We start from the raw sequence: 17,219 nt of genomic DNA on the forward strand, positions 1-17,219 counted from the left end.
CATCCGCGGAAAAAAATGAAAATGGTCGCACCGTCATCCCTCAAGCGAACAGTCATCGCATCGCTGTGCCTGTTCCTCGCCGCCTGCGGCGGTACGAACAATCCGCAGCAAACCACCACCTCACCGGCGAGCAGCGCTCCGGCGGACAGCGCTCCGGCGAGCAGCACCCCGGCGAGCAGCGCTCCGGCGAGCAGCGCTCCGGCGGACAGCGCTCCGGCGAGCAGCCCTCCGGCGAGCAGTGCGCCGGTGAGCAGCACTCCGCCTGTGGTTACTTATCGAATCGGCGGTGCCGTCACGGGTCTACCGGGCTACGAGCCGCTGACGCTGCTCAATAACGGTGGCGACGCGCTGACGTTGACGGCAAATGGTTCGTTCACGTTTGCCACGCGAGTCGCGACCAACAACGCCTATGCGGTCACCGTAGGCAAAAATCCGCTGTGGAAGATTTGCAATGTAACGAATGGCAACGGCACAGTCACAAACGATGTGAGCAACGTGGCGGTAGCCTGTTCGGCTGCCCACGGGAACGTATCCAGACTGGCCTCGACGTACACGTTTAGTACGCCCATGGCCACCGCGGTCGATGCGCGCGGAAACGTCTACGTCGGCAACACCAATGGCAACACGGTCGTCAAGATTTCTGCCGATGGCAGCAGCGTCACGACGTTAGGCGGCGGATACACGTTCAACGGACCCATGGGTATCGCAGTGGATGCGAGTGGCAATGTCTACGTAGCCGATGCGAACGATAGCAAGATTCTCAAGATATCCTCCAACGGAACTACCGTCACGCAGTTGGCGGCATCGCACACGTTCAGCGATCCGATGAGTGTTGCCGTGGATGCCAGCGGCAACGTCTATGTGGAAGACACGAACAATTATCAGGTCGTCAAGATCGCGCCTGACGGTACCACTGTCTCCGTACTGGCGCCCTCGTATTCCTTCGGAATGTTGATGGGTATGGCCGTGGACGCGAGCGGCAACGTCTATGTGTCGGACTACACGAACAACAAGATCCTGAAGATTTCGGCGGGCAGCAACACTGTCACGCAACTCGCTGCATCGTCGACGTTCGCCGGTGCCTACGGTCTGGCCGTGGATACGAGCGGCAATGTCTACGTCGCGAATTCCATGACCAACAAGATACTGGCGATAGCACCGGGCAGTTCCACCGCCACACCGATTACGACCTCGAGCGCGCTGAACGGACCCTACGGTGTAGCGGTGGACGCGCAAGGCAATCTTTACGTTGCGGACGGCGGTGACAGCCAGATTCTCAAGATCACGCCTGTACCTTGATCGAGAGGTTGCCGTAATATTTCAGGCGAGGGTGCGCAAAGGATTGCTGACTTGATCCACCCAAATTCAGACGCAATCCGATTGCGTGCTGCCGTGCGCATAGATGGGGGAGGTCCGCTGGACCTCCAAAACCTGTCACTTGCGCAGAACTACATCGAAGGACGGCTTCGGGTCGAACAGAGACAGGATGGGAGCGGTTCTCTGCGGAAGCGAAGCTCAATCATCAACCCAACTTTCGGGGGTGGGATCACCCATGGCCGCGCGTGACCCGAACGTCGATCGTAAGGCTTGACAGACGCCGCCGCCTAGGATTATTAGCATTTCATTTGCCCTTGTTCCTCTGCCCGAAGCTACCGGGCGAAGCCACGCATGAGTTTTCCATGACGACACTCCTGGTCTTCGCTTTAGCCTTGCCCTGGTTAATCATCGTCTTCGGCTGCTGGTTTGGCTACCAGCTGGTGCGTCAGCACGGGCGAATCTTGCTGAGCTTAGAGGCGCTCGAGAAAGGGTTTCAGGGCGGACTATCCGAGCCGCCTCGTCCTGCATCGACTACCCTGAACGGCCTCCCCCTAGGCTCTAACGCTCCGGACTTCGAATTGCCTGACCTTTCGGGGGCGCTTCACCGGCTCTCCGAGTTTCGGGGCCGTCCCGTCTTGCTAATCTTCTTTAACCCTGCGTGCAGTTTCTGCATGAGCATGATGCCCGAACTGAGGGCGTTCCCGCCTGAGGGCGAAAGTGGCAAGCCGGTGCCGCTGGTAATAACTACAGGGGAAGCCGAGCTAAACCGCCAGTTGTTCCAAACACACGGTATCGCATGCCGAGTGCTGGTACAGAACGATATGGAAGTGGCTGCGCAATATCAGGTGAACGGCACGCCGGTGGGCTACCTCGTCGACGAGACCGGAACCGTCGCCAGTGAGTTGGCCATGGGCGCGGTAGCCTTGATGGCGTTAGCGACGTCGCCAACGCCTCAAGCCGAACCGGGACCGGATCGCAGGCGGCCGGCCGAGCCGGCAGCTCGGGGCAATAAGCCCTTGGATAGAAGCCGGCTCAACCGCAGCGGCCTTAAAGCGGGCACGCCTGCGCCGAATTTCCGTTTGCCGAGCCTGGATGGAGAGGAATGGGTCCTTGAGGATTTCCGGGGCAGGCGAGTGTTGCTTGTCTTCAGCGATCCAGGTTGTGGTCCATGCGAGCTTCTGGCCCCGCACCTGGAACGTGTGCATCGTGAGCGGAAAGATGTTCTGGTGCTCATGGTGAGCCGGCAGGACGCAGACACTAACCGGCAAAAGGTGGCAAAGCTAGGATTAACGCTCCTGGTGGTGCTGCAGAGAAACTGGGAGGTCTCGCTCCAGTATGCGACATTCGCTACGCCGGTGGGTTACCTCATCGATGAGCGTGGAGTACTGGTATCCGACCTGGCGGAAGGATCTGACGCCATTCTGGCGCTAGCGGCCAGCCAACGCGCGCCTTCGAACGGCGCCAAACTCCATACTGCAAGTCCTTTGTGATTGCACGAGTCACTCGCAGGAAGTCAATGCGCACAGATTCCAGGACGCCGCCATGAAAACCCGCCCGGTCAACTCGAAAGCAATGGACAGTCAATTTGATGAGTGGACTAAAGCCGTCGCGCGCAAGCCGACCCGGCGCAAAACGCTGCAACTGATAAGCGGTGGCCTGTTTGGGGCGCTCTTGACCTCGCTCGGAAGGAGAAGTTGGGCCGCGAGCAGCACCAGCGCCGCTGCTCCGAGCGCCTCGCCCCCTATCGGGATCGAAGACAACACTGCGGCCGCCTCGGTACAAAAGGGGCTCTCGATCTGCCGCAACCAGGAGTACGCGCTGTGCGCTGGGGTCCGCTGCTTCGTCTACAACAACGTCGCCTATTGCCGCTGCAACTTGCAGTTCGGCGACAGCGTCAGCCGCCGGTTGTCATACGCTGGCGGCGACGTTTGCACCTTCAATGCTGAGGGCTCCGGCAACGGTTATGTGGTGAGCACCTTCAGCGTTCCCCCGGCAAGCGCAGGGCCATCCGGAGATCGAGCGCTCTACTTCTGCCCCCCAACGTCAAACTCCGGCGCCTATGCCTCGTGCGATGGCGGCATCTGTTTCGCGAGCACACGAGGCCAATCGTTCCCAGGCCTCGGCCGACTCGGACAAGACCAGATCGTGTGTTCCTGTCCGATCGCGACAGGCACTTCAGGCTCGGCGGCCAAGGTAGGCCATCAGATCTTCGGCCCCTATCCGTGCCAAGCCTCTTTCTTCGAAAACTGCACGAGCGCGGTCGCCACCGGAGCCAACGGTACGATCATCTACGAAGGCGCACCTACCGGCTCGTACGAAATTGGCGCCCTGGTGCTGAACGGCAGGCCTGCGCGCTTCAACATGTGCTTTCCCTAAGCGGTCGGATGCGTCTACAAGATCCTTAGCCTCAGTCGCAGACGAACACTTCGACTAGCCGGTCGTCGTTCCCATCATTCCTGTCTGGTCAAAACCACCGCCGCCCGCAACCCAAGCAGATAGCTCTCTACGCCAAGGCCGCATATCTGTCCATCGACTACCTCCGCGAACACGGAGTGATGCCGAAACGGCTCGCGCGCGTGGATGTTGGACATATGCAACTCCACGACCGGGCAGGTGAGAATCGCCAGCGCATCGCGGATGCCGTAGCTGTAGTGGGTCCACGCTCCGGCGTTGATCAGCACGGCATCGCAGCGCTCCGCGAAAGTGCGATGAATGCGCTCGCACATCGCACCTTCGTGGTTCGTCTGGAACGATTCGATCTGTACGCCGAGTTCGGCGCCGAGCGCCTGCAAACGAGCGTCGATTTCATCCAGCGTGATCGTCCCGTACTGCGCGGGATCGCGCTTGCCGAACATGTTGTGATTGATACCGTGAAGCATCAGGATCTTCTTCATTTGTCGCTCCTTCGCGCGCTTAATCCAGCGGCACTGTAAGACGGTCGATCACCGCCCGTGTAGCGGGCCGTACGCCACGCCACCAATAGAAGGCTTCCGCTGCCTGTTCGACGAGCATGCCTACGCCATCCGCGACGCCGCGCACGCCCGCGTTGCGCGCGAGCCGCAGAAAGGGTGTCAATCGTTTCCCATAAGCGAGTTCGTAGGCCGCGCCTGCGGGACTGAAGACACTCGGAGGAACCGGCGGCAGATCGCCCGTGAGACTGGCCGACGTCGCGTTGACCACCAGATCGAAGCGGCCCATCGCTTCCAGATCGCCGTATGCGCAGGCGGAAACCGGACCGCGCGCGCTCACCTGCGCCGCGAGCGCGCGGCATTTGGCCACGTCGCGATTGGCGATCACCAACTCGGCCGTCCGGGCAGACAGGAAGGGCAGCAGCGCGCCCCGCACGGCGCCGCCCGCGCCGAGTATGAGTACCCGCTTGCCCGCCATCGGCAGGCCGAGATTGACCTCGATGTCCCGCACGAGTCCGATGCCGTCGAAGTTCTCCGCGACGATGCGGCCGTTCTCGAACTTCATCGCGTTGACGGCGCCGGCGAGTTCCGCTCGCTCGCTGCGTTCGTCGGCCATGTCGAATGCTTTCAGCTTGAACGGCGCCGTGACGTTCATTCCCTTGCCGCCCGCCGCAGCGAATGCGCGCACGGTGTCGGCGAAGGCCTGCTCCGGTTCAAGCGGCCCTTCGATGGCCGTATAAGCCATGTCCTGATGCGTCTCTTCGGCGAAAAGTCCATGAATCAGGGGAGATTTGGTATGTCCGATCGGATTGCCGATCACCGCGTACTGGTCCGTCATCGTGTCCTCATTTCGAAAATAGAACGCCTTCGGTCTGCATGGCGTCGATCTCGGCAGGACCAAAGCCGAGCGACTGCGCGACTTCCGCGTTGTGCTGACCGAGGTCCGGCCCGACATCGCGAATCGTCGTGTCGCAATCGGAAAAGCGAAATGGCAGATTCGGCAGCCGCAGCGTGCCGAAGCGCGGATGCTGCTGCTCGACCACCATGCCCCGCGCGACGATCTGCGGGTCCGACAGCACTTCGTCGATGCGCTGCACCTTCGCGCAGGGCACATCGACGCCGTCCAGCAGTTCGAGCACCTGCGCGACCGCGCGCGCGGCGACCCACGATTTGACGGCCGCCAGTATCTCCACACGATTCGCGTTGCGGCCGTTGAGCGTATGAAAGCGCTCGTCCGTGGCGAAGCCCGCAGGGCCGCCGTTCGATTCGATGACAGCGGCGAACCGCTTCCAGGCGTCGTCCACCTGAGCGGCGATGACGAGATCGCCGTCGGCCGCGCGAAACACGCCATAAAGCGTCGAAGCGGGCATGTCGTGCCCCGTTTGCTCGGGCAGGATGCCCTGCATCGTGTAGCACTGCACCGCGTATTCGTGCATCGACACGAGCGTGTCGTACAGCGCCATATCGATGTGCTGGCCCCGGCCGCTCGTCACGCGACCGAGCAGGGCAGCGTTGATCGCGGCGACTGCGTGGATGCCCGTGTACATGTCGCCGAGCGAAACGCGCATGAGCGGCGGCGGCGAACCGGGCTCGCCGATCATCTGCATGATGCCGCTCTTCGCTTCGGCGATCAGGCCGAAGCCGGCGCGGTGCGCATCCGGTCCGGTATGTCCGTACGCCGAGATGGAGCAGTACACGAGCCGCGGATTGCGCGACGAAAGCGCTTCGTATCCGAGGCCGAGTTTGTCGAGCGCGCCCGGCCGGTAGTTTTCGATGAACACGTCCGCCGAGTCGCACAGCCGCTGCATGAACTCCTTGCCGCGCGGATCTTTTATGTTGACGCTCACGCCGCGTTTGCCCATATTGAGCTGCAGGAAGTAGGCGCTTTGCTGGTCGTCGAGAATCGTGGCGTGCTGGCGTCCGGCGTCGCCACTGCCGGGCCGCTCGACCTTGATGACTTCAGCGCCGAGCGCCGCAAGACAGCGGCCTACATAGGGGCCGGCCAGGAAGTGGCTGTAATCGACGACGCGGATACCTTCGAGAGGGCGGGCTTGCATCAGCATGCTCCTGGACGGCGCGGCACCATCAGGCGATGCTCGCCGCGCTGGACGACCTGGCCGTCCTGGTTGATCAGCTCGGACGGCAACACGACGATGCCCCAGTCCGGACGACTCTTGCTTGCGCGCATGGCGCCCACGCGAAACTTCACGTGCAGCACGTCGTTGACCTTGATCGGCAGAAGGAAGTCCCACGTCCAGCCAAGCGACATGCCCGGCAGGAAGCGGTATTCGCTCTGCGTCTTGAGGCCGTCCGCGATCGACAAGCCGAACAGGCCATGCGCGACGATCGAACCGAAGTGGCTGGCGTTGGCATAGGCCTCGTCGACGTGCACGGGCGTGTGGTCGCCCGTGAGGTCCGCGTAGGCCAGGATGCGTTCCTTCGTAACCGTGTAGGTCGGACTCAAGGCTTCGTCGCCTTCGCGGGCGTCGTCCCAGTATTTCTCGATGATCGTCATGGTCACGCCTCCGCGCGTGGGTCGATCGCCAGCGCCTGCGCGACGCATGCGGCGGGTTTGGCCTGGATCAGTTCCACCGCGAGGCCGTCCGGCAGACGCAGCCAGTTGTGACCTTGCGGCATCTCGGTGACGCCGAAGGCTTGCGCTGCGGCGAGTGCGGCGTCGAGGTCTTCGCACATCACGCCCAGATGCGCGAGACGGCCTTCGGGGCCTTCGTGGCGCGCGTCGTGGATGAATTGCAGGCCACCGAGCGTCCAGTACTGACGCGGCGCATCGCGGGTGCCGTCCACTTCGCGCATCGTCATGCCGAGCACTTCTTCGAAGAAGCGAATGTGCCAGTGGATGTCTTTCACCCAGATCGCGACGTGTTCCACATACGCCCTGGAGCCGCTCATGCTGATGCTCCTTGTCGTTGCTGGTCCGTCATGGCGCGCTCGATGCCCTTGATGCATGCGACGAGCGTCGAGTTGACGGGCGTCGGCACGCCGAGCTTTTCGCCCCAGCGCACGACAGCCCCGTTGATGAAGTCGATCTCCGTGACCGAGCCTTTCTCGAGGCTTTGCAGCATCGAGGTCTTGAATTCGGGCGAAAGCCCTTCGGCTGCCAGCGTCCACGCCTGCTCCGCGTCCGTCATGGAGAGTCTGACGCCGGCGGCCTTCGCGGCGGCCATCGCCTCGGTCACGGCGGCGAGCGCGGTCGCCTTGAGGACGGGCTCTTCGTAAAGCTGGCCGTAGGTGAGACGCGTGATGCCGGTCAGCGCGCCCGTCGCCACATTGATCAGCAGCTTGTCCCACATCGTGCCGAGGATGTTGTCGCTGACCGTGGTGGCGAGACCCGAGGCATTGAAGGCATCAGCGATCGCCTGCACTCGTTCCGTAATTTGGCCATCCAGCTCGCCGATATATGTGAACTTGCCGCGCACGCCGGACTGGATATGACCCGGTGCGCGCATCACGCCGCCGACATACGTCTTGCCCGCCAGCACGCGCTCACGCCCCACGATCTCGCTGAGCACGTCTTCATGGCCCAGCCCGTTCTGCAGGGACAGCACGACGGTATCGGGTCCGATCAGGTCCAGCGCGCCGCGCATGGCCGAGTCCGTGTGAAAGGACTTGACCAGCACGACCACCAGATCCACGGCGCCGACTTCGGCGGCGTGCGTCGCGGCGCGAACCTTGACGCGCCGGGAACCGTCGGCATCGTCGACTTGCAGGCCTTCGCGGCGCATCGCCTCGACGTGAGCAGGGGAGCGGTCGATCAGCCAGGTCTCGTGACCGCCCTGCGTGAGCGTGGAACCGATGGCGCAACCCAGCGCGCCGGCCCCCAGAACTGCGATCTTCATTGGCGTCTCCGTGATGTGTTGAAGCAACGATAGAGCGCGTTGCTCATCACGGCAATGCAATGGCTACAATGACGTCATTGCATCACGCAATAACGACCATGAACCTGACCGAACTGCCCGACCTGAAGCTGCTGCAGCTTTTCGATCTGCTGTACGACGCCCGCAACGTCACGCGCGTGGCGGAGCAGCTCGGACAGAGCCAGCCGACCATCAGCATCTGGCTGGGACGTCTGCGCGAGTTCCTGCAAGATCCGTTGTTCATCCGCACGCCCGGCGGCATGGCGCCGACACCGCAGGCCGACGCGCTGATCGGGCCGTGCCGCGAAATTCTCGAATCGCTTCGACGCTTTGCGGCATGGGAAATCGCCTTCGATCCCGCTACCGCGAAACGCCGGTTTCGCATCTGCATGACCGATGCGAGCCACATCACGTTGCTGCCCCGCATGCTGGCGCACATTCGGGCGCAGGCGCCGGGCATCCGTCTGGAGGCCGCGCGGATCGACGGCAATACCGAACGCGCGCTCGAGTCCGGCGAGGCCGACCTTGCGATCGGTCATGTGCCGTGGCTCAGCGGCGGCATCTATCAGCAGCAGTTGTATGAGCAGGACTGGGTGTGTCTGACGAATCGGCATCATCCGCGTGTGCGCGCACGGCTCGGGATGAAGCACTATCGCGCGGAGGGACATGTCGCCATCGCGGCGGGCACGGGCGCGCAATTGCTGGAGCAGGCGCTGTTACGCGAGCAGATTCAGCGGGACATCGTGCTGGAACTGCCGGGTTTTCTCGGGCTGGGCGCGATCATTCAGACCACGGACCTGATTGCCACGCTGCCGCGGCATATCGGACAGACGCTGGCGAAGGTGAATGACCTGTCGATCCATCCGTGTCCGATCCCGGTTGAAGGTTTTGCCGTACGGCAGCACTGGCACGCGAGGTATCACCACGAAGCGGGCAATCGCTGGTTGCGTGAGACGGTGGCGCAGTTGTTCAGCAGTTTGCGCTGACTGTCTGACCGGCAGTACGGGTCAGCGATGCGAAAGCGCCTTCGCAGACTGAAGTAGATCATCCAGCATCGACTGACGGCGTTCGGGGTCCGTGTCGCGGCCCGTCATGAAGCACAGTGCGGCGATCGGCGTGCCCGCGCGATCGCGAACGGGTGCGGCCATGCAGAGCCGGAATGCGTTGGACAGGCCTTCCGTGCAGCAATAGCCGAGCGCTTTCGCGTTCTGCACATCGCGCATGAATTCATCGAAATCGATGCGCACGCCGTTGTCGAGCACGAAGTCATCCGCGGGAATCAGGGTGCGGATCGCGTCGGCGTTCATGTGACCGAGCAGCAGGCGTCCGGTCGCGGTCCACGGAATCGGCACGCGCACGCCGATATCCGAGCTGATGTTGAACGGCCGCGCACTGTTCTCCGATAACACGACCGAGTACTTGTTCCCTTCGAGCATGCACAACTGCGTGGTCTCGTCGTACTTGCGCACGAGCGCGAGAATGGACTGATGCGCGCGGCTGATGAGGTCGTTGTGCGTCGCGTAGTCCGAGCCGTAGTAATGCATCTCGCGGCCGAAGAACACGCTGCCATCCGCCGATGTTTCGAGCCAGCCCACTTCGGTGAGAATCGCGACGAGTTCGTAGATGCTCGAACGCGGCGAGCCGGTCGCTTCGATCAGCTCGCGCATCGTCATGGGCCGCTGCGCGTGATGCAGCTTCCTGAAGATATCGATGACACGGTCCACGCCTCGCGCGCGCGACGATTCCGTTGCTGCCATTCGCTCGCCCATTAATGGTCGAGCACACGGCTGAGAAACTGCCGCGTGCGTTCGTTCGACGGGTTGACGAAGATTTGCTCCGGGTCGCCTTGCTCTGCAATCACGCCCTTGTCCATGAACACGACGCGATCCGCCGTCTTGCGCGCAAAGCCCATTTCATGAGTGACGACGACCATCGTCATGCCGTCGCGCGCGAGGCCGCGCATCACTTCTGTCACTTCGCCCACGAGTTCGGGATCGAGTGCGGAGGTGGCTTCATCGAAGAACATGATGCCGGGTTCGACCGCCAGCGCGCGCGCAATGGCAACGCGCTGCTGCTGCCCGCCCGACAACTGGCTCGGGTAATGCGATGCACGGTCCGCGAGGCCCACGCGGTCGAGCGTTTCCATTGCGCGTGTGCGGGCATCGGCGGGCGACATGCGGCGTGCCTTGATCAGCGCGAGCGTGACATTGCCGAGCGCGGTCTTGTGCGGAAACAAGTTGAACTGCTGAAACACCATGCCCACATGGCCGCGAATTTCGCGCGCGCGCTTCGGATCGTGCAGGGGCACTTCGTTGACCCACACCTCGCCGGAGTCCGTCGTCTCCAGTCCGGCCATGATGCGCAGCACCGTGCTCTTGCCCGAACCGGATGCGCCGATCAGCACGAGCACTTCGCCTGCGCGCACGTCGAGATTGATCTCGTTGAGCACGCGCGTCGCGCCGAATGCCTTGCTCACGCCCGACAGCGAAATGACGGGCTTGTTCTGAATGGAATCGCTCACGTAAGTCTCCGGCGGTCATGATGGCGCACCCATTGCGAAAGCGGGAAGCACACGACGAAATAGATCAGCGCGACGAGTCCGTAAATCTCGACCGGCTTGCCGATGCGATCCACGATCGCCTGGCCACCGTGCATCAGTTCGGACATGCCGATCATGCTGACGATCGAGGTATCCTTGATGAGCGACAGATACTGCCCGACGAGCGGCGGCAACACGATGCGTCCGGTCTGCGGTAACACGACCGAGGCGAAGGTCTGTGTGCGCGACAGACCGAGAATCTGCGAGACTTCCCACTGTCCCTTCGGCACTGACTCGATGCCCGAGCGAAAGACTTCCGCGATATACGCGCCCTGATACACGCTCAAGCCGATCACGCCCGCTGCAAAGACATCGATTGCATAGCCGAAGTACGAGACGCCGAAGTAGATGAACATCAGCGTGATGAGTACGGGCGTACCGCGAAACAACTCCGTATAGAGCTTTGCGATCCGGTCCGTGCCCCACGGTCCGAACGTCCGCAACACGGCGGCGAAGAGGCCGATGAGCGTGCTCCCGACGATCGCCGCGACAGACAAGAGCAGCGTCGTCACGAGACCTTGCAGCAAGATCGACAGACTGTTTTTCAGCAGTTCGAATGACATGACTCAATCCCTCATGCACGATTCGCACGACGCAGCGTGAATCCACCCAAACGCGCACCCGGCCTCACGATGAGCGGCGGATGAAACATGCGTGCACCGAGTTGACTGGCGATCCACGACAGCACATTGCTCAGCACCAGATACGCGACGAGCACGACCGCGAAGGTCTGGACATACAGGAGCGTGCGCGAATTGATGACGGTTGCGGTGCCGGTGAGCTCGGGCAACGCAATGGCCGACAACAGCGAAGTACCGAGCAACAACTGAATCAGGTAATTGACGATGGCCGGATACACCGCGCGCGCGGCCTGCGGCAACACGATCTCCTTGAAAATCTGCCCGCGTTCCAGGCCAAGAATGCCGGCTGCTTCGATCTGTCCGCGCGGCACCGATTGCATGCCCGCGCGAAACACTTCCGACAGATACGCGCCTACGTTCACGCCCAGCGCGATGACACCGGCCCAATAGGCATCGAGCGCAATGCCCATCGACGGCAAGCCGAAGAAGACGATGAAAATCTGCAGCAACACGGGCGTGTTGCGGATGGCTTCGACATAAGCCCGCGCGATGAACCGCACGATGGCCGACGGCGACATGCCGGCAAGCGCTGCGATCAGACCGAGCGCGAGCGCCAGCACGAACGACAGCAACGTGATCTGCAAGGTCAGCCAGCCTGCCTTCAGAAACTCGGGGACGTAGCCCCATAGCGTCAGCCATTGATAGCTCATCGGCGCCTCCGCTTCAGGACTGCGGATTGAGCGGATATCTCGGATCGACGCCGAACCACTTCTTGTACAACTGTGCATTGAGCTTCGATGCATTGATGTTGAACAGGAACAGGTTCAGATAGTTGAGCCACGCCTGATCGCCCGCCTTCACGCCGAATGCGTTGTATTCGAGCGGCACGAGTGCTTCGTTCGTCACCGCCAGTTCCGGATCGAGCTTCGCCTGATACGCAAGGAAGTTGTTGTCCTCGATCATCGCATCGGCCTGGCCCTGCTTGACGGCGAGAATGGCCGCCTGCGAGCTGTCGTATTCCTGAATCTTGACGGGGATGCCCATCGAGCGGACTTCGTCGCCGTTGGTCGAGCCTTTGACCGTGGCGATGGTGCGCCCGCTCATGTCCTTCGCCGACTGGATGCCGCTGCTCTTCTTCACGAGCATCGCTTCGCTGGCGACAACGTACGGCGACGTGAATTCGACGACCTTCGCGCGTTCGAGGTTGCGCGTGAAGTTGCAGAACACGACATCGACCTTGGCGGTCTGCAGGTTCGGGATGCGGTTCGCGCTGGTCGTGTTCACGACCTCCAGCTTCACGCCCATTTGCTTGGCGAGTTCCTTGGCGAGGTCGACGTCGTAGCCGTCCGGATTGCCGTCTTTGTCGTAGAAGCCGAACGGCGCGAACGTGAGGCAGTCGCCGACGCGCAGCGTGCCGCGCTGAAGCACGGCCTGAAGCGTCGATGCAGGCGCCGCTGCCGATGAACCCTGCTCGGGCGTCGCCACTTTCGTGCAGGCGGAGAGCGCGAGCAGTCCGCTCACGGCGGTTGCGGCAAACAGCAAGGCGGCCTTGGCGCCCTTGGTGGCGAGCTTCATGTTCAGATCCTGGTCGAGGGGTTGGTCTGAGAAACCGCTCCCAGCGGGGCCTCGCGTTCGCGACATCTCCGTCGAAGCACTCGGTTGTCCGGTATATCGGACAATTATCTGGCGAGCCGGATTGATGCCAGAGTGTTGGACGCTAAAAAGGGTTGTGCAAGCGGCCACAACCCTTATTGCTTCTGGAATTTTGTTGGGCTAGCGGACGGTGGCGTTATGCGTGTTCGCGCGGTGCGGTCTCTGTCGGCAACTCGTCCTTTTGCTGACGCACGCGCGCCCGGGAGGGGGCGGTTTCCTTCAGGCCGAGCGTCACAAAGAGTCCGATCGCAAGTGCCGCAAGGCCGAGATGCATGATGTACTGAATGCCAAAGTGCTTGGCGATGTATCCGGCGATCGCCGGTGCGAACCCGCCGCCGAACACTTCGCCAATGCCCACCACCAGACCCGAAGCCGTCGACATCAACTTCGCCGGCACCGATTCCGCGCTCAACGGCCCCACCGTGAGTGTGATCATGCTGAACACGAAAAGAAGCGTGAGGGTGAGATAGATGAAGAGGGCGGTCGGATTCGCGCCGGTTCGCATGAGAAGGAACAGAAAGACGGCCGCTCCGGCCACCGATAGGATCATGACCGGCTTTCTGCCCAGTCTGTCGGAAAGAGCGGGCATCACGAGCGTGCCGAGCGTGCCGCCGAAGCCGATCGCCGAAAGCACGTAGCCCATCTGCTGCATGCTCAGGTGCAGGTAGTCGATCAGATAGCTGGGGAAAAGCGCGCTCAGAACGACGAGGCACGTCAGCCAGCACAGCTTGCCGACGATGTTCAACGGTATGTTGCGATAGCGGAAAACATCGGTCCACGTGTGGGTCGCAACATCATGGGTCGCCGTGTGCAATGCGGCGGCCGTGGGGCGAGTATTGCGCAGCACCTTTAACATCAGGTAAGCGACCAATAGGCCCGGAATTGACACGACCGCGAATATCCAGTGCCACGGCAACACCTTGAGCAATTGCGTCACGAGGATCGGCGCGATGCCCAGACCGAAAAGCGGCAGCGCCATCTGCTGAATGCCGATGTTGCGCCCGTGACGCGTGGGTTTGGACGCATCGAGGGTTGCGATGATGCTCGCAGGCGTGTACGCACCCTCGGCAAAGCCCATCACCGCGCGGATCAGGATCAGCGAGCCGACGCCGGTCGCCAGACCGCTCAGGCCCGCTAACAGCGAGAACACGACGATCGCTGGAATGATCACCCTGCGGTGGCCGATGCGATCGGAGAGGTTGCCCATGAACATCGCAGAGAGTCCCCATGCGACGGCGAGCGCCCCGGTGATGTGCCCGAGATCCTGATAGTCCAGATGCAGGTCCGTCATCATGACGGGAAAGAGCGGCATGATCATGAACCGGTCGATGCCGACCAGTCCAAAGCCAAGCGACAACAAGGCGACGGCTTTCCACTCGTAGGCTGTGTCCCACCTGAGTCCGGTGTTGTATTCCATGTTTGCGATCTCCAGTCGATAAGCGGCGTCGTCAGATGCGACGATCCGATGTGCGCGAGCGATTCGCGCACGCTTCAGGAAAGAAATGCGTGTCAGAAAGAGGTCTGCAGGCCGAGGCGGCCGATGACCTGATGCGTCGTGCTCGATTGAGCCGTGCCGTTGATCCAGGCGTTGTGTCCGCCTTCGACATCGCCGCCGGTCCACTGGTAGACCGCTTCGGCGTAGAGCGTCGTGCGCTTGGAAAGGAGATACTGCGCCGCGCCCGTGACCTGCTGCGCCCTGTTGTGGCTGAGCTGTGCGTTGCCCTTCATGTACTGATAGTTCGCACCGAACCTGATGTCCGGCATGAACGTGTACAGCCCTCCGACTTGAACCGCCTGGACGACGCCTCCCGTCATCGTGTTGCGCGTGTTGGTGTAGAGCGCGTTGAGAAACACGTCGCCGATGGTCTGACTGACGCCGCCGCCGAAATTGCGGATTCCGTCGTGGCCGTCGTTCAGCGCCGCGTACTTCGTTTCGTTGTAAGCGGCCGCGATGCCGAAGCCGCCGATCGCATAGTTCACGCCGAAGCCGATCGTGTTGTTCGCGGAAAACGAGCCCGGCGTATTGCCGAAGCCGTACAAGGCGCCGAGTCTCAAACCTGCGAAGGTGGCCGACACGATCTTGACGGCATTCGACACGCGCGACGTTCCGCCGGTCTGATCGAAGTCGAACGAGCCGGTCGGATTCTGGGGAATGCCGAGCGCGGCGAACGGCCCCTGACGCATGTTGTAGAGGCCGCCGTAGGTGAAGGCGCCATCCAGCTTCGCGGGCGGGAAGAAGAGGAAGTCGGCCATCAGGTTATATTGCTGGCCGAACGTGATTCGCCCGACACCGTCCTTCGACAAGCCGACGAAGGCCTGCCGGTTGAAGTCCGCGTTCGGTCCCGGGATTCCCGCGCCGCTGTTCACGGAGAACTGCGACGCAAGCTCGAACAGGGTCTTGTACCCGCCGCCCAGATCTTCGATGCCACGAATGCCCCAGATGCTGGGCGTCCAGATCGAGTCGTCGGCTTTGAAGTTGTGGCTGCCGTTTTCGTTGCTCACATAGCTCACACCGGCGTCGAGAATGCCGAACAGCGTTACGCTGCTTTGCGCTCGCGCGTGCGTGGCGAGCGCGCAGGCCGCGACCAGCGCCAATAGTGTCTTCCTCATGTTTCCCTCCAGCGGTTTTATTGTTCGAGTTCAGGAAACGGCAGCCTCGATGGGTTCGGGAAGCGGAAGCCGCGATACGAGGTCGGTCAGCAACGACGGCAAATCCTGAAGCGTCTTCACGCCGCCGAAGATGTAGAAGTCGGGCCGCACGATGATGGCTTTGACGCCGTGCTCATCGAAGAACTGCTTGTATTTGCCGCTGACATCCAGCTGCACGCGATCCTTGACGGCTTTGTCTGCGTCGGTCGTGATGCCGATCGCCCGGCCTCCGATGGCAGCGAGCGCCGCCTTGCCTTGCGCGTCGAGATAGGGGTTCGGGTGCGCATCGAGCGCGATGACGTGAAAGCCGTTGGGCACCGCCTCGTCGTAGCGGGATGCTTCGCCGAGGTTCCTGACCTGACCGTGTACGCCCAACAGGCCCGCCACGCCCTCGCATGCGAACGCGGGGTTCCGGCAGATCATGCCTTCGGTCAGGCCGGGGAAGGGAGCAAGCGCAGGCACTTCGCCCTTCAGATAAGCTTCGTCACGTCGAGCCGCCTCGTCCTTGTCGGAGATGCAGACGACCTGTCCCATCGCGATGGATGCGTCGATCACCGCGCGCACTTGCGGACGGCGCTCGGGTGTATAGCTTTCGAGCAGACGGTCCGATGCAATGCCTTTGAAGATCAGGTCGAAACGCCAGGCGAGATTCCATGCGTCACGGATGCCGGAGCACATACCCTGGCCCATGAACGGCGGCATTTGATGAGCAGCGTCGCCCGCAAGCACCACGCGCCCGCTATGCCAGTTTCTCGCGATCAACGAACGAAACTTGTAGACGGCATGCCGCACGAGCGTCGCGTTCTCCGGCGTGACCCACGGCGAGAGCAGTTCCCACACTTTCTCCGGCTTTTGCAGGTCTTCGATCGATTCGTGCGGCAGACGCATGAACTCCCAGCGACGGTAGCCGGGACCGCCCGGCACCATCGTCGTGGGGCGGGCCGGGTTGCACCACTGGCCGATATCGGGCACGTCGAGCTTCACGCCATCGTTCGGCTTCAGATCGATGACGAGCCAGTCTTCCTCAAAGCCCAGATCGTCGAACTCGATGTGCTGCGACTTGCGGACAAAGCTGTTCGCGCCATCCGCCCCGACAACATAGCGGGCGCGCACGGTCTGGGTCTCGCCGGTCGGCTCCCAGTTCGAGCCGTTCATCACGCCGCGACGCAGGGTCAGTTCGCAGCAGTCGGTCAACTGCCGCAGTGCGGTGGCTTCCCAGCCTTGCTGCACCGAAACGTTCGTCAGCGACTTCGCCTTCTTGTCGAGCAAGGCTTCGAGCGACGGCTGATTGAAGAGGTAGCCCACCGGGCCATCGCTGATCGATTCCGCCGACCAGTCGATCTCGACGAGCGTCTTCCAGTCCGCGTTGAACCATTCATATTTGGCCGACGGTTGCGAGATGCGTTCGACGTCCGCTCCGATACCCATCGCATGAAAGATGCGGCGGATCTCGTGATCGTGAAAAACGGCGCGCGGAAGCGGATACAGCGAGGGCCAGCGATCGAAGACCGCGACGTTGTAGCCGCGTTCTCCGAGCAATATCGAAAGAGATTGCCCGACCGGTCCGTATCCGATAATCGCGACGTCGAGGATGGTTTGATCTGTCATTTCAGTTCACCTGCTGAAAAAAGAGCGA

General features: G+C 62.0%; 18 protein-coding genes. 4 read left to right on the forward strand and 14 right to left on the reverse strand.

Translation table 11 applies throughout. The annotated features are described in order from the left end of the window. Nucleotides 1–15: 15 nt before the first annotated feature. The 3 genes from AWB70_RS17080 to AWB70_RS17090 all read left to right on the forward strand — a co-directional run bounded on the left by AWB70_RS17080 (nt 16) and on the right by AWB70_RS17090 (nt 3,693). Complete coding sequence (locus AWB70_RS17080; protein WP_159680252.1) at nt 16–1,299, forward strand: NHL repeat-containing protein; 1,284 nt, start codon at nt 16–18, stop codon at nt 1,297–1,299. A gap of 380 nt (nt 1,300–1,679) precedes the next feature. Further along, nucleotides 1,680–2,807 carry a TlpA disulfide reductase family protein gene (locus tag AWB70_RS17085; protein ID WP_053570546.1) on the forward strand — a complete coding sequence of 376 codons (1,128 nt, stop codon included), beginning with the start codon at nt 1,680–1,682 and terminating at the stop codon, nt 2,805–2,807. 52 nt (nt 2,808–2,859) lie between these two features. Further along, nucleotides 2,860–3,693 (forward strand): hypothetical protein, encoded by an 834-nt coding sequence (locus tag AWB70_RS17090; RefSeq protein ID WP_060854110.1) that lies wholly within the window; start codon nt 2,860–2,862, stop codon nt 3,691–3,693. Nucleotides 3,694–3,767: 74 nt separating this feature from the next. On the opposite strand, the gene aroQ is transcribed toward AWB70_RS17090, so the two are convergent. From aroQ to AWB70_RS17120, 6 genes are read right to left on the reverse strand one after another with little or no spacing between them, the layout of a single operon-like run. Next, complete coding sequence (aroQ, locus tag AWB70_RS17095) at nt 3,768–4,211, reverse strand: type II 3-dehydroquinate dehydratase (RefSeq protein WP_053570544.1); 444 nt, start codon at nt 4,209–4,211, stop codon at nt 3,768–3,770. A gap of 19 nt (nt 4,212–4,230) precedes the next feature. Further along, nucleotides 4,231–5,064 (reverse strand): shikimate dehydrogenase, encoded by an 834-nt coding sequence (aroE, locus tag AWB70_RS17100; protein WP_053570543.1) that lies wholly within the window; start codon nt 5,062–5,064, stop codon nt 4,231–4,233. 7 nt (nt 5,065–5,071) lie between these two features. Then, entirely contained in the window at nt 5,072–6,283 is a 1,212-nt protein-coding gene (locus tag AWB70_RS17105; protein ID WP_053570542.1) for a CaiB/BaiF CoA transferase family protein, read from the reverse strand. After that, on the reverse strand, nt 6,283–6,741 hold the full coding sequence (locus AWB70_RS17110) for a MaoC family dehydratase (protein ID WP_053570541.1): 459 nt from the start codon (nt 6,739–6,741) through the stop codon (nt 6,283–6,285). Before AWB70_RS17110 ends, AWB70_RS17105 begins: the two co-directional genes overlap by 1 nt. A 2-nt stretch (nt 6,742–6,743) precedes the next feature. After that, nucleotides 6,744–7,136 (reverse strand): VOC family protein, encoded by a 393-nt coding sequence (locus AWB70_RS17115; RefSeq protein WP_053570540.1) that lies wholly within the window; start codon nt 7,134–7,136, stop codon nt 6,744–6,746. Then, the gene (locus tag AWB70_RS17120) at nt 7,133–8,083 is read right to left on the reverse strand and encodes a ketopantoate reductase family protein (protein WP_053570539.1); all 951 of its coding nucleotides are present in this window, start codon (nt 8,081–8,083) and stop codon (nt 7,133–7,135) included. The genes AWB70_RS17115 and AWB70_RS17120 overlap by 4 nt, the downstream gene beginning before the upstream one ends. 98 nt (nt 8,084–8,181) lie before the next feature. On the opposite strand from AWB70_RS17120, the gene AWB70_RS17125 reads away from it, so the two are divergent. Then, nucleotides 8,182–9,087 carry a LysR family transcriptional regulator gene (locus tag AWB70_RS17125; protein WP_053570538.1) on the forward strand — a complete coding sequence of 302 codons (906 nt, stop codon included), beginning with the start codon at nt 8,182–8,184 and terminating at the stop codon, nt 9,085–9,087. A gap of 21 nt (nt 9,088–9,108) precedes the next feature. Here AWB70_RS17125 and AWB70_RS17130 read toward each other — a convergent pair whose 3' ends face one another. From AWB70_RS17130 to mhpA, 8 genes are all read right to left on the reverse strand, one after another. Continuing rightward, nucleotides 9,109–9,858: an IclR family transcriptional regulator gene (locus AWB70_RS17130; RefSeq protein WP_014193435.1), complete on the reverse strand. Its 750-nt coding sequence runs from the start codon at nt 9,856–9,858 to the stop codon at nt 9,109–9,111. 11 nt (nt 9,859–9,869) lie between these two features. Then, nucleotides 9,870–10,622 (reverse strand): amino acid ABC transporter ATP-binding protein, encoded by a 753-nt coding sequence (locus AWB70_RS17135; protein ID WP_014193434.1) that lies wholly within the window; start codon nt 10,620–10,622, stop codon nt 9,870–9,872. Next, on the reverse strand, nt 10,619–11,263 hold the full coding sequence (locus tag AWB70_RS17140) for an amino acid ABC transporter permease (protein WP_014193433.1): 645 nt from the start codon (nt 11,261–11,263) through the stop codon (nt 10,619–10,621). Before AWB70_RS17140 ends, AWB70_RS17135 begins: the two co-directional genes overlap by 4 nt. 11 nt (nt 11,264–11,274) lie before the next feature. After that, nucleotides 11,275–11,991, reverse strand: a complete 717-nt coding sequence (locus AWB70_RS17145; RefSeq protein ID WP_053570537.1) for an amino acid ABC transporter permease — start codon at nt 11,989–11,991, stop codon at nt 11,275–11,277. A 13-nt stretch (nt 11,992–12,004) separates the two neighbouring features. Further along, complete coding sequence (locus AWB70_RS17150; protein WP_014193431.1) at nt 12,005–12,856, reverse strand: ABC transporter substrate-binding protein; 852 nt, start codon at nt 12,854–12,856, stop codon at nt 12,005–12,007. Between the two features lie 214 nt (nt 12,857–13,070). Next, a complete protein-coding gene (locus AWB70_RS17155) occupies nt 13,071–14,351 on the reverse strand; it encodes an MFS transporter (RefSeq protein WP_053570536.1) in 1,281 nt (426 codons plus the stop codon). A 92-nt stretch (nt 14,352–14,443) separates the two neighbouring features. Beyond that, the gene (locus tag AWB70_RS17160) at nt 14,444–15,544 is read right to left on the reverse strand and encodes a porin (RefSeq protein WP_053570535.1); all 1,101 of its coding nucleotides are present in this window, start codon (nt 15,542–15,544) and stop codon (nt 14,444–14,446) included. 30 nt (nt 15,545–15,574) lie between these two features. After that, a complete protein-coding gene (mhpA, locus tag AWB70_RS17165; protein WP_053570534.1) occupies nt 15,575–17,191 on the reverse strand; it encodes a bifunctional 3-(3-hydroxy-phenyl)propionate/3-hydroxycinnamic acid hydroxylase MhpA in 1,617 nt (538 codons plus the stop codon). Nucleotides 17,192–17,219 lie beyond the last annotated feature (28 nt).

This window comes from Caballeronia cordobensis (genome assembly GCF_001544575.2).
Lineage (GTDB): Bacteria > Pseudomonadota > Gammaproteobacteria > Burkholderiales > Burkholderiaceae > Caballeronia > Caballeronia cordobensis.